Source organism: Streptomyces sp. NPDC019890, from assembly GCF_044903445.1.
Classification (GTDB): domain Bacteria; phylum Actinomycetota; class Actinomycetes; order Streptomycetales; family Streptomycetaceae; genus Streptomyces.
In genome coordinates, this window is record NZ_JBJDQK010000006.1 from 31,576 (window position 1) to 44,089 (window position 12,514).

12 protein-coding genes and 1 pseudogene are annotated in these 12,514 nt (G+C 69.1%); 9 read left to right on the plus strand and 4 right to left on the minus strand.

What is annotated here, in order from left to right; translation table 11 throughout:
• Positions 1–91 precede the first annotated feature (91 nt).
• The 3 genes from ACI2LP_RS17680 to ACI2LP_RS17690 all read right to left on the minus strand — a co-directional run bounded on the left by ACI2LP_RS17680 (position 92) and on the right by ACI2LP_RS17690 (position 3,262).
• Complete coding sequence (locus ACI2LP_RS17680; protein WP_404725434.1) at positions 92–1,384, minus strand: DUF2637 domain-containing protein; 1,293 nt, start codon at positions 1,382–1,384, stop codon at positions 92–94.
• Between the two features lie 184 nt (positions 1,385–1,568).
• The gene (locus ACI2LP_RS17685) at positions 1,569–2,291 is read right to left on the minus strand and encodes a DUF3558 family protein (protein WP_404725435.1); all 723 of its coding nucleotides are present in this window, start codon (positions 2,289–2,291) and stop codon (positions 1,569–1,571) included.
• 131 nt (positions 2,292–2,422) lie between these two features.
• Positions 2,423–3,262 (minus strand): DUF3558 domain-containing protein, encoded by an 840-nt coding sequence (locus tag ACI2LP_RS17690; protein ID WP_404725436.1) that lies wholly within the window; start codon positions 3,260–3,262, stop codon positions 2,423–2,425.
• A 174-nt stretch (positions 3,263–3,436) separates the two neighbouring features.
• Between ACI2LP_RS17690 and ACI2LP_RS17695 the strand changes: the two genes are divergently transcribed.
• The 9 genes and pseudogenes from ACI2LP_RS17695 (at position 3,437) to ACI2LP_RS17735 (ending at position 11,610) form a co-directional block, all read left to right on the plus strand.
• On the plus strand, positions 3,437–4,630 hold the full coding sequence (locus ACI2LP_RS17695) for an RtcB family protein (RefSeq protein ID WP_404725437.1): 1,194 nt from the start codon (positions 3,437–3,439) through the stop codon (positions 4,628–4,630).
• A 508-nt stretch (positions 4,631–5,138) separates the two neighbouring features.
• Positions 5,139–5,435 carry a hypothetical protein gene (locus tag ACI2LP_RS17700; RefSeq protein WP_404725438.1) on the plus strand — a complete coding sequence of 99 codons (297 nt, stop codon included), beginning with the start codon at positions 5,139–5,141 and terminating at the stop codon, positions 5,433–5,435.
• Positions 5,436–5,467: 32 nt separating this feature from the next.
• A complete protein-coding gene (locus tag ACI2LP_RS17705; RefSeq protein ID WP_404725439.1) occupies positions 5,468–5,662 on the plus strand; it encodes a hypothetical protein in 195 nt (64 codons plus the stop codon).
• Positions 5,663–5,924: 262 nt separating this feature from the next.
• Positions 5,925–6,251 carry a carboxymuconolactone decarboxylase family protein gene (locus ACI2LP_RS17710; protein ID WP_404725440.1) on the plus strand — a complete coding sequence of 109 codons (327 nt, stop codon included), beginning with the start codon at positions 5,925–5,927 and terminating at the stop codon, positions 6,249–6,251.
• Between the two features lie 127 nt (positions 6,252–6,378).
• Positions 6,379–7,809 carry a DUF2252 domain-containing protein gene (locus ACI2LP_RS17715; RefSeq protein WP_404725441.1) on the plus strand — a complete coding sequence of 477 codons (1,431 nt, stop codon included), beginning with the start codon at positions 6,379–6,381 and terminating at the stop codon, positions 7,807–7,809.
• 217 nt (positions 7,810–8,026) lie between these two features.
• The gene (locus tag ACI2LP_RS17720; protein ID WP_404725442.1) at positions 8,027–8,725 is read left to right on the plus strand and encodes a hypothetical protein; all 699 of its coding nucleotides are present in this window, start codon (positions 8,027–8,029) and stop codon (positions 8,723–8,725) included.
• A gap of 52 nt (positions 8,726–8,777) precedes the next feature.
• Positions 8,778–8,996: pseudogene (locus tag ACI2LP_RS17725) on the plus strand (RtcB family protein); the annotation flags it as partial.
• 114 nt (positions 8,997–9,110) lie between these two features.
• On the plus strand, positions 9,111–10,340 hold the full coding sequence (locus tag ACI2LP_RS17730) for an FG-GAP-like repeat-containing protein (protein WP_404725443.1): 1,230 nt from the start codon (positions 9,111–9,113) through the stop codon (positions 10,338–10,340).
• Between the two features lie 31 nt (positions 10,341–10,371).
• A complete protein-coding gene (locus tag ACI2LP_RS17735) occupies positions 10,372–11,610 on the plus strand; it encodes an FG-GAP-like repeat-containing protein (RefSeq protein WP_404725444.1) in 1,239 nt (412 codons plus the stop codon).
• A gap of 88 nt (positions 11,611–11,698) precedes the next feature.
• Here the strand turns inward: ACI2LP_RS17735 and ACI2LP_RS17740 are convergent, their stop codons facing one another.
• The gene (locus tag ACI2LP_RS17740; protein ID WP_404725445.1) at positions 11,699–12,463 is read right to left on the minus strand and encodes an SDR family NAD(P)-dependent oxidoreductase; all 765 of its coding nucleotides are present in this window, start codon (positions 12,461–12,463) and stop codon (positions 11,699–11,701) included.
• Positions 12,464–12,514 lie beyond the last annotated feature (51 nt).

Consider the following 12,514-nt stretch of genomic DNA (forward strand, 5'->3'; position numbering starts at 1 on the left):
TGGCCCACGGCAACCACGGCCCCGGTGACTTGCCCGTCCGGCGATTGAGGACTGGGGGTCCGGGGGCGAAGCCCCCAGCTACGACGCGCGGCTACGCGATGTGTTCCGCCTCGAGATCCGCCTGGTAGCGGTTTCTGAACGCCGGGATCAGCCGGCGCAACAGCGCCGCACTGCGCGGGTGCTGGACGCCATGCCCGTCATTCAGGTGTATGTCGAGCTGATCGGCGCTCGGAAAGTCCCCGTGCTGCTCCACATACGTCCGGAAGACCGGGTACGCCAGCTCGGCGAACTCCTCGTCCTCCGCCGGCCCCGGCGTGCCGGGGACGTCCACCGGCTCGGGCTGCGGGGCCGCCTCGACGCGCGGGCCGGGCACCATGCCGCCGAGGGGGCGGGTGCGGCCGGGGCCCGCGGGTACGCGTACCGGGGTGGGCTCCAGGCCCTCCACGTACGTCGGGTTGAAGGCGCTCTCGTACGCCTCCTGATACGCCTCCTGCGGCACATGCGGCGCTGCGAACCACGGGCTCTCGTGGTTGGTCACGGCGTTCTCCGCGGGATGGGGCTGCGGCACGGGCTGCTCCGCGTACTGCTCGTACGTCTCCGCGGGCCACTCCTGCCCCGGCGGCAGCTCGGGCTGCTGTTGCTGCTGCACCTGCTGTTGCTGCTGCACCTGCTGCGGCGCCGGCGGCAGCAGCACCGGCTCGACGCCCGCCGCGGCCAGCCCCGCCGGGGCCGTCTCCGCAAGCGGCACGCCGTACTTCGCAAGCCGCAGCGGCATCAGCGACTCCACCGGAGCCTTGCGCCGCCACGACCGCCCGAAGCGGGCCTGGAGGCGGGCCTGGTAGATCAGCCTGTCCTGTTCGAGCTTGATGACCTGCTCGTAGCTGCGCAGTTCCCACAGCTTCATCCGGCGCCACAGCTTGAAGGTGGGTATGGGGGACAGCAGCCAGCGGGTGAGGCGTACGCCTTCCATGTGCTTGTCGGCCGTGATGTCCGCGATCCGGCCGACCGCGTGCCGTGCCGCCTCGACGGAGACGACGAACAGCACCGGGATGACGGCGTGCATGCCGACGCCGAGCGGGTCGGGCCAGGACGCCGCGCCGTTGAAGGCGATCGTGGCGACCGTGAGCAGCCAGGCGGTCTGGCGCAGCAGCGGGAAGGGGATGCGTAGCCAGGTCAGCAGCAGGTCGAGGGCGAGCAGCACACAGATGCCCGCGTCGATGCCGATGGGGAAGACCAGGGAGAAGTCGCCGAAGCCCTTCCGCACGGCGAGCTCGCGTACGGCGGCGTACGACCCTGCGAAGCCGATCGCGGCGATGATCACCGCGCCCGTGACGACGAGCCCGATGAGTATTCGGTGCGTGCGTGAAAGCTGCATCGCGGCCACCCGCGATCCCCTCCCGTTATTGAATCCAGCGGGGCACAGCCTGGCACATGCTTGCGGAGCCCGTCGCTCCGGGAGCGGCGGGCTCCGTCAACAGACTGTGAACGGAACCTACTTGCGGCCGTCCTGTGACCTGATCGCGGCCAAGATGCCGTCCGTGCGAGCCTGCGTGCCGGGTCCCTGACGCCTACTTGTTGGCGACGCCGACCGAGGCCACGGCCTCCTTCGCCGCTGCCACCGCGCCCTTCATCAGGTCGGCGGAGGCCGGCGAATCGGCGCCCGCGTACCCCGTGCCGTTGTAGGTGAGGGTGATCACGATGTTGTCCGTACGCGTGACGATCGTGGCGTAGGTGAAGTCCTCGCCCGTCTTCTTCAACTCGTAGCTGATCGCTGTGGCCGCATCGCCGACGACGCCCGCGGGCGACGTACGGACCTTCTTCGCGCCCTCGGTGGCCTGCGTCTTGGCGATCTCCTTGGCGTAGTTGTCCTGGGCGCGCTTCTCACCGCTGACGCCGAGGGAGGCGTCGGACTCGTACCGGAGGAAGGAGACGTCGAGCCAGCGGTACTGCGAGCCCTTGACGCCGTTGTCGTCCAGGCCGTTCCAGGAGCAGCTGCCGCGGCTGGTGGTGTCGGAGGACCGACCGGCCGTGCCCGTCTTGACCTTCGTCTCCGGCACCAGGTTCGTGATCGTCTTCGTGGCGATCGACTTGCAGGGGTCGGGCAGCTTGGCGTACTTCGCGGGCTCGACCTTCGCCGGCTTCTGGCCGCTCTGGGAGGAGGCGGAGGAGGACGAGTCCGTGCTCGAGTTCTTGGCGCTGTCGGAGTCGGACGAGCAGCCGGCGACGACGAGCATCACCGGGACGGCTGCGCAGGCGAGAAGGCGAGTGAGTCGCGGGGCTGAACGGTGCATGGTTCCTTCAGTCGATCAGTCGATTGTCGTACGGTCTCTCCGGTCGGCCAGGCCACGGTACGCGGACTCGGCACGACCGCGGGTGTGTCTCCGGATACGTACGCAATTGCGCGGCCCGTCCGCCGGCCCCCTCAGTCGCTGAACTCCTCGGCGAGCCTGCCGGCCAGACTCTGGGCCTTTTCCTGCAGTTCCTTGCTGTCCGGGACCTCCGTCGTACGGGCGGGCTGCTCGACGTACACGATGGTCACGATCACGTTGGATGTGCGGAAGACCACGCTGACGGTGCGGCGCTGGGCGGTGGAGCCGGCCCCGGCGCCGTCGAGGACGTCATTGAGGAAGGCGGCGTCGCCGAGGCCGTCGAGGACGCGGGGTTCGAGCCCGTCGAGGGGGTCGGAGCCGGACGGGGTACCGGACCCGGACGGAGTGCCCGTGGGAGGCGCCGATGCTGTCGGTGGCTTCGACTGCGAGGGGGTGGTGGAGGGCGAGGACCCCTGGCCCTTCTCGGGGCCGGTGTCGGGCGGGGCGGGCAGCGAGGCCGCGGCCTGCTTGGTGGCGAAGACCTCCTGCGCACGGTCGTCGTCGCTGACCGCCGTGTCGTACGAGACGACGCGCTCGAAGTCGAGGGTGAGGTGATGGGAGGCGTCCGGGGAGTCGGCATGCCAGCTGCAGCCGACGCGGCGGTCGGTGTCGTAGGTGACGTCGGCGGTCCCACGGAAGATCTTCTGCTGCTGGTCGTCGGGCAGCTCGGCTGCGCCTGGCAGCAGATCCTTGAGGGTGGAGCGCCCTATGGAGCCGCAGGGCTCGCGGAGGGTGCGGTACTTGCCCGGAGGTGCGGCGGCGGTCTTGGTGCCGCCGGCCTTGGAGTCGGGGGCGGAGCCCTCGGTTCCGCTGTCGGCGGTGCAGCCGGCGACGAGAGCGACAAGGAGCGCCGCCAGGCCGGGTACGTACGCCTTTCGCGCCCTTCGCTGCACGGTCCCAGGCTCCCTTCGCGAGCGAAAAACGGTTGCCGCTCGATGGCAGCCGATGGACACAATGTCTATCGCACACGCAGCCGTGGATGCCGGTCCGTCGAGCCTTTTACTGACCTTGGCACCGGCTTTTGCGCTTTGAGACTTTTGATGGTGTTTCGGGGGAATCGAGGGAGTATGTCGTACGTAGAGGTACCGGGCGCCAAGGTCCCGATCAGGATGTGGACCGACCCTTCGACGGTGGAGGGCGGTGCGATGCAGCAACTGCAGAACGTCGCCACGCTGCCGTGGATCAAGGGTCTGGCCGTGATGCCGGACGTCCACTACGGCAAGGGCGCAACGGTCGGCTCGGTGATCGCGATGCACGGCGCGGTGTGCCCGGCGGCGGTCGGCGTCGACATCGGCTGCGGGATGTCGGCGGTGAAGACGTCGCTGACGGCGAACGATCTGCCGGGCGACCTTTCACGCCTCCGCTCGAAGATCGAGCAGGCCGTTCCGGTCGGCCGCGGGATGCACGACGATCCGGTCGACCCGGGGCGGCTGCACGGATTTCCGGCGGCGGGATGGGACGACTTCTGGAGCCGGTTCGACGGGGTGGCCGATGCGGTCAAGTTCCGTCAGGAGCGGGCAACGAAGCAGATGGGAACGCTCGGTTCCGGAAATCACTTCATCGAGTTCTGTCTCGACGAGTCGGGTTCGGTCTGGCTGATGCTGCACTCCGGATCCCGGAACATCGGCAAGGAGCTCGCGGACTTCCACATCGGCGAGGCCCAGAAGCTGCCGCACAACCAGGGTCTGGTCGACCGGGATCTGGCGGTCTTCATCGCGGACACCCCGCAGATGGCGGCGTACCGGAACGATCTGTTCTGGGCGCAGGAGTACGCGAAGTACAACCGCGCGATCATGATGGGGCTCTTCCAGGACGTGGTCCGCAAGGAGTTCAAGAAGGCGAAGGTGACCTTCGAGCCGGTCATCTCCTGCCACCACAACTATGTGGCGGAGGAGCGGTACGAAGGCATGGACCTGCTGGTGACCCGCAAGGGGGCGATCCGGGCGGGCAGCGGGGACTTCGGCATCATTCCGGGCTCGATGGGCACTGGCTCGTACATCGTGAAGGGGCTCGGGAACGAGGCGTCGTTCAACTCCGCCTCGCACGGGGCGGGTCGGAAGATGAGCCGTAATGCTGCGAAGCGGCGCTTCTCGACGAAGGACCTGGAGGAGCAGACGCGGGGTGTGGAGTGCCGTAAGGACTCCGGCGTCGTGGATGAGATCCCGGGTGCGTACAAGCCGATCGAGAAGGTGATGGAGCAGCAGCGGGACCTGGTGCAGGTCGTCGCGAAGCTCAAGCAGGTCATCTGCGTCAAGGGCTGAGGTCCAAGACGCCACCTGGTCGATGAGCCCCGGACTCTCAGCAGTTCGGGGCTCTTTGGCGCGAGCTTGGTCGAGTCGGCGCATGAGGGCGAGGCCTGCGTGGTCAGGCCGTCGGATGGCGCGCTCCTAAGCCGGCGGGATGCCGGTTCCTGCATCCGCATCCGCCGCGATGGGCGGCGTCGCAGGCAGCCCGTTCCGCTTCCCCAAGGGCGCGCCGGGACCTGATGGTTCGCTCCAAGGACAGCGGACGCGCGCTCAATGGTCTGCGGCTGCGTGAGGTGGCGGTCGATCTGATTGCGCACGTGTGTCGGTGCCGTACTCGGGATCCGGCCTCGCGCCACACTGATCTCTGATCCGCGCGACCGGCGGCAGTCGGCCCGGGCTGCCGCCCGACGCTCCGATGCCCTGTACAGGAGCAGCTGCGAGGCAAGCCGGTTCCACACAGCCCGCTCTCTCTCCCGTTCCACGGTCACGGCTTCGTGCGTTGCGACAGGGAGAGTGGGACGTCATGAGTGGTGGCAACGCCTGGACCGGAGCTGCCGTTGCCGCCGGCTACGGGCTGTTCTCGCGCCGCCTGGCCTCGACGCCGGTGTCGGCTCCGATGGTGTTCACCGGCTTCGGGGTGCTCATCGGGCCGATCGGGCTGGACGTTCTCGACCTGGGCCACGACACAGGCCCAGTGCTGACGCTGATCGAGGCTGCCCTGGCCCTCCTGCTCTTCACCGACGCGATGACCGCGCGCCGACGGGACCTGCGCACGGCCGCTTCCTGCCCCTGCGTCTGCTGGCCGTCGGACTGCCGTTGAGTATCGGAGCGGGGTGGCTGTTGGGGTGGTCCTTGATTCCGGGTCTGACCCTGTGGGAGTTCGCGTTGCTCGGGGCGGTCCTTGCCCCCACCGATGCGGCGCTCGGCAAGACCGCCAGCTCCAGCCCCCGTGTCCCGCCCCTCGTGCGCCACGGGCTCAACGTCGAGAGCGGCCTCAATGACGGCTTGGTGCTTCCGTTCTTCCTCATCTTCCTCGCCGCGCTCTAACAGCACAGCGGCCCGCGACGCCTGCGCTGAGCCGGGCGGGATCTGTCGCACCCGGGCCGCCACCGTCGACCCGGGTGGCTGCGGGCCGCCGTCAGGCCGGTGATCACCGACCTGGCCGTCCCCCCATACCGCGGCCGACCATGCGTCCCCGCGCGCGGGACCCGGATGGGTTCTAGGGTTGAGAGGAATCCCGACGCCGGCGGACATCCGTTCTGGCGCCACCCTCACTCGGGCTCGAAAACACACCAGGAGGGCATGCGACATGTCCACTGCATCTGGAACTCCTGTCCTGGACACCCTCGCTGCCATGACGGTCGACTCGATCGAACGGTGCGGGCTGGCCCCGGACATGCTCTTGCTCACGCGTATCGCGGCCCTCGCTGCTTCGGATGCTCCGCCGATCTCCTACGTGACCCATATCGACCCCGCCCTCAAGGCCGGCCTGAACGCCGACCAGCTGCAGGACGTCCTGGTCGCCATCGCGCCCATCGTGGGCACCGCCCACGTCATGACGGCAGCAGGCAACATCGCCAAAGCACTCGGTATCGCCATCGCTGTCGCGGATGCCGAGATCGAGGCCCAGGGCTGAGTGCAGACCCCCACCCGGCATCGGTGTTCGGCGCGGCCGACATCGGAGGAGGCGACGGAGCCGTTCTGGCCGCCGTGCCCTTTGCCGGGCGTACCGACGGCCGCGGGGCCAGGCAGGAGGGCCTTCCATGACCCAGAAAGCGACCACGGCGATGCGCGCGGCTCCCCACGCCACGCCCGAGGAACGCGCGGCCCTCGGCAAGGAGGCGCGGCGCCGTTCGCCGCGGTCGGGCCACGCCGAATACAAGCCGTCTCCTGACCGGCCGGACCCGCTGGCGATCCTGGAGGCGCAGTCCGCGGCACGGGTGCCCGAACTCGTCCCGATCCGCTACGGCCGGATGATGGAGTCCCCGTTCCGCTTCTACCGGGGCGCCGCCGCGATCATGGCGGGCGACCTGGCCGACAGCCCGGTCTCGGGACTCACGGCCCAGCTGTGCGGGGACGCGCACTTGCTGAACTTCCGTCTGCTTGCCTCACCGGAGCGAGAGTTGATGTTCGACATCAACGACTTCGACGAGACGCTGCCGGGCCCCTGGGAGTGGGACGTCAAGCGGCTCTCGGCAAGTCTCGTCATCGCGGCGCGGGCGAACGACTTCGACGACGCGGAGCGCGCCCGTATCGTGACCTCCACGGTCCGTTCGTACCGCGAGGCGATGATCCGCTTCGCGGGCACGGGCAACCTCGACGTCTGGTACGCGAAGATCGACCAGGACATCCTCGAGACTCTGGCCCCGGGACGGCTTCACAAGCACGGTCAGAAGGCCCTGGCCCGCGCCATGGCGAAGGCCCGTACCCGCGACACCCTGCAGGCTTTCGACAAACTCACCGAGACGGTCGACGGCCGGCCCAGGATCGCGGCGGACCCCCCACTGCTCGTCCCGATCGGCGACCTGCTGCCGGACCTCGAGCGCAGCGCCCTCGAGCGCCAGTTCCGCGGTCTCATCGAGCGGTACGGCAGCACTCTGGCTTCCGACCGGCGCGCGCTCCTGGCGGACTACCGACTGGGAGACGTCGCCCGCAAGGTGGTCGGCGTCGGCAGCGTCGGCACCCGATGCTGGATCTTCCTGCTTCTCGGCCGGAACGGCCAGGACCCACTCTTCCTCCAGGCCAAGGAGGCCGACACCTCCGTGCTCGCCGCGCACGTCGGCGCGAGCCGGTACCGCAACCAGGGCGAGCGGGTGGTCTCGGGCCAGCGGCTGATGCAGGCCGCGAGCGACATCTTCCTCGGCTGGGAACGGGTGGAGGGGATCGACGGCAAGCAGCGCGACTTCTACGTCCGGCAGCTGCGCGACTGGAAGGGCATCGCCGTGCCGGAGAAGATGCGGCCGAAGGGCATGGAGGCGTTCGGCGAACTGTGCGGGGTCACGCTGGCTCGTGCGCACGCGCGGTCCGGCGACCGCATCGCGATCGCCGCGTATCTGGGCAGCGGCGACTCGTTCGACCGGGCACTCACCACATTCGCGGAGGCATACGCCGACCAGAACGAGCGTGACCACCAGGCCCTGGTCGACGCGGTGCGCGCAGGCCGGCTACCCGCGGAGGAGCTGCCCGCGGCCTGACCCGGGGGAGGCGCCAGGGAATTCCTGTCCACGGTTCCCCTCTCCCACCGGATGCCGCGACCGCGCTCCTGCGCCTGCTGGAGGGCAGTCACTCTCCCGCTTGATCCCGGTGCCGTGCGGCACGCGCACCACGAGGTCACCGGCCTGGCGGCCCCGTTTCCCGTTGACACTGAAGGCATCCGCTCTGGACAGGCTGACAACACCGGAGGATTGGACGATGGCCGCTTCCGGTTCCGGCTATGCGGCGGTCTCGCCGAGTGGATGGAATACCCGCCTGTACTGGCTGTGGATCGCATACAACACGATCGCATTTGTCACGATCCTGACCGTTGGCTTTGTGCTGGCGTCCCTGGGCAACGACGTGCTCCATCTGACTCTTTCCAACAACGACGCTCTCGTGGCGCTGCTGATCGCGACCTTCGGGGCCGTGCTCTTCGGCGTCGTCCTGGGAGTGCTGCAGTGGCTCGTCGTCCGTGAGCGGGCGCCTGTCCCCCGCAGGGCGTGGATCACGGCCAATGTCGGCCCCTCGTTGCTGGCCTGGTTGCTGGTGATCATGCCTGCTGTGATCGACGCCCAGAACTCCCACAAAGACGTGTCGACTGCCTACCTCCTGGCTGCCAGTCAGTCCCTGGCCCTGGGGCCTCTGCTCGGCTTGTCGCAGTCGCTGGTGCTACGCAAGGTCACCAGCCGCTGGACCTGGTGGATCGGAGCCAACCTCGCTTCCTGGCTCGTCGTCGATGCCGTCCTCTTCCTGTTGTCACAGTTGTCCGGCGACCTCGATGCAGTTACCACCGAGGGCTCGACGGCGGAGGTCTACTTGACCCTGATCGCCACGACCCCGCTGACCGGCCGGGCTCTGCTGTGGGTACTGGCCCCCTCGGCCCTGACTCTTCCCAAGAAGCCGCAGTCACCATGACAAGCCGGAGGTCCGCTCCATGGAGCCGACCGCTCGCACCAGACGTCATTGATTGTGCTGGTGGCACCCCGGGAGGCGCTCGTTTCCGTCGGGATCGTGGTCGGCTTGCTCCTCGCGGGCGGGCAGTGGGGACTTCGGCATCATTCCGGGCTCGATGGGCACCGGCGCGTACATCGTGAAGGGGCTCGGGAACGAGGCGTCGTTCAACTCCGCCTCGCACGAGGAGGGTCGGAGGATGAGCCGTAACGCGGCGAAGCGGCGCTTCTCGACTTCACCTGACTGACGAGCCCCGGGCCGATGACGGTCCGGGGCTCGCTATGATCCACTCATTCGATCATTTCGAGAACACGTACTCGAAAAATTGCGCACATCCTGGGGGGATTGAGTGCGTTCCTTCTCTTCGCGCGTCGTTCGTGGCGCGCTCACGGCCGGTGCCGCCGCGGGGCTTGTCGCCACCGTCGCGACCGTGCCGGCCCAGGCATCGAGCGGGTATGACCGCTGTGCCTGGGGCAAGCTCTGTGTGTTCAGCGAACCGCTGGGCCAGGGCGAGATGCTGGTCGTCAACGGGGGCACGCTGAAGCTCGGGGCCTGGGACAACCGGATCAGCTCGTTCGCGAACCACACGGACTGGCCGGTGTGTTTCTACCCCGAGCCGGGGCTCGACCCGTGGGGTGCCACTCACTACTACCCGTCGCAGGTGTCCTTCGACGAGAGCGCTACGCCTGACCTCGACAACGCGGTCAGCTCCATCGACCTGGGTCCCGAGGCGGACGATTTCTGCGGGACCGAGAGCCGGTTCGCGGTCTACCAGTGGGACAACCAGCCGAGGCCCCGGCCCGCCGGGCTGCCGGTCGGCGGCGCCTTCGGTGATGTGAACGGCGATGGGTACGCCGATCTGTTCTCCCGCAACAAGTTCGGGCAGCTGTGGACGTCCCACGTCGACGAGAGCGCGGGGAAGACCCGGCTTCTGGGGGCCGGCTGGAACTCCATGAACAAGCTGACCCGGCACGGCGACCACAACGGGGACGCCAAGGAGGATCTGTTCGCCCGGGACAGCGCCGGGGTGCTGTGGTTCTACCCCGGCAGGGGTGACGGCACCTTCGGTACGAGAGCCAGGATCGGCGGCGGCTGGAACACCATGCGCGACCTCGTCGCCGCCGGTGACCTGACCGGGGACGGCAAGGCCGATCTGCTCGCCGCCGACAGCGCGGGCACCATGTGGACGTATCCGGGTAACGGCAGGGGCTCCTTCGGCGCGCGGCAGAAGGTCGGCGTCGGCTGGAAGGTCATGAACGAGCTCGTCGGCTCGGGCGACATGAACTCCGACAAGCGGGCCGACCTCGTGGCCCGCGACACCGCCGGGAAGCTGTGGTTCTACCCGGGCAACGGCAAGGGCACCTTCGGCGCCCGCAAGCTCATCGGGACCGGCGGCTGGAACGGGCTCACCGAGCTGGCCGGCCTGGGTGATGTCACGGGTGACGGGCGGCCGGACCTGGTTGCGCACGCGCCGGGCCGGAGCTCCCTCCGCGTGTACCCGGGGACGGGCGCGGCGGGCGGTGGCCTCGGGGCCCCGAAGACGCTCGCCTCGGTCCAGGCGACCCACCTTGTCTTCTGATCAGTCTTCTGCATCGAACGGAGTTCGGTTCATGCTCGGATCCACCCTGGGCCGGCGCGCCCTCGGCACGGCTGTCGCCGTCGCCGCGTCGCTGGCCACCCTCGTCACCGCGGCCCCGAATGCGGCCGCCGTGGACAATTCCGCCCGCTGTCCCGCCGGCAAGTTCTGTGTCTTCTCGGGCGCGGGCTACACGGGCGAAATGAAGTACTTCTCGTCCTCCCAGCCCACGCTCGGCACGTGGAACGACAGGATCTCGTCGGTCGTCAACAACAGCGGCCTGTGGGCGACTCTCTACCCCCAGCCCAATTACGGCAGCGATCCCGACTTCGTCGTCGTGAGTCCGCACAACGGCCCGGTCGACCTGGGCAACGGCTCATTCGACAACCGCTTCGACAACAAGATCAGCTCCATGCGAGTCACCACGACCGAGTACGAGGCCTTCCAGGGCGTTCCATGGATGGACTGGTACCAGCAGCCCGAGACCAAGCGGCCCGCCGGGCTGCCCGCCGTCGCCCAGTTCGGCGACCTGAACAACGACGGCCGCGCCGATGTCCTGGAGCGCGCGGACGACGGCCGGCTGTGGTTTCTGTCGGGCATCGGCGACGCCAACGGGGTCACGAAGGGGAAGCTCGTCGGCGGCGGCTGGAATGCCATGACCCAGCTCGTCCGCCACGGCGACTACAACGCCAACGGCAGGGAGGACCTCTTCGCCCGCGACAAGTCGGGGGTGCTGTGGTTCTACCCCGGCAGGGGCGACGGCACCTTCGGTACGAGGGTGAAGGTCGGCGCGGGCTGGAACACCATGCGTGAGATCAGCGCGGCCGGAGACCTGACCGGCGACGGGCGCCGGGATCTGCTCGCCCGCGACACCGCGGGGGCGCTGTGGACGTACCCGGGCAACGGCAAGGGCGCCTTCGGCGTCCGTAAGAAGGTCGGCGGCGGCTGGAACGTCATGAACCGGCTTGCCTCGCCCGGCGACCTGACCGGTGACGGCAAGGCCGATCTGCTGGCCCGCGACGGAGCGCGGGCGCTGTGGCTGTACCCCGGCAACGGCCAGGGCGCCTTCGGCACGCGCAAGAAGCTCCCGTACGCCTGGCCTGCCGACGAGCCGGTCATGGCCACCGGTGACGTGAACGGCGACGGGCTGTCGGACATCATGCGGCCCATCAACTTCCAGCTGTTCCTCTACCACGGGAACGGGGCCGGCTCGATCAGCGGCCCGAACGCAGACATGGGCTGGGACACCGCGCCCAACGTGCGCGTCTTCTGACACAGCGCGAGGAATCCGGTTCGGCCGCCGTCGAGGGATCGACGGCGGCCGAAGCCGCATCCGCGTCAGCCCTGTCCGGGGGCCGGCCTCAGAGCTCGCGGTGCACCTTGGAGTTGGAGGCCTGGGCGCGGGGTCGGACCACCAGGAGGTCGATGTTGACGTGGGAGGGGCGGGTGACCGCCCATGTGATGGTGTCCGCCACGTCGTCCGCGGTGAGCGGCTCGGCCACTCCCGCGTAGACCTTCGCGGCCTTTTCCTCGTCGCCGCGGAAGCGGGTCGTGGCGAACTCCTCGGTCTTGACCATGCCAGGAGCCACCTCGATCACCCGGACCGGGGTGCCGACGATCTCCAGACGGAGGGTCTCGGCGAGGATGTGGGCGCCGTGCTTGGCGGCGACGTAACCACCGCCGCCCTCGTAGGTGGAGTGGGCCGCGGTGGAGGAGAGGACCACCACCGTGCCGTCGCCGCTCGCCGTGAGGGCCGGGAGCAGGGCCTGGGTGGTGTTGAGGGTGCCGATGACGTTGACCTCGAACATCTGACGCCAGTCGGCGGGGTCGCCGGTGGCGACGGGGTCCGCGCCGAGGGCGCCGCCGGCGTTGTTGACGAGGACGTCGCAGCGTTCCAGGGACGCGGCGAACTCGTCGACGGCCGGACGGTCGGTGACATCGAGGGCGTACGCGGTGGCCCGGTGTCCCGCGCCGCTCAGTTCGCCGGCGAGCGCCTCGATGCGGTCCTTGCGGCGGGCCGTGAGGACCACGTGGTACCCCGCCCCGGCGAGTTGGCGTGCGGTGGCGGCGCCGATGCCGCTGCTGGCTCCGGTGACGACGGCGACGGGGGTCCCAGCGGCGGTCATGTCCTACTCCTCGCGCGTGTGATCGATACACGGCCAGGATAGGCGGGCCGC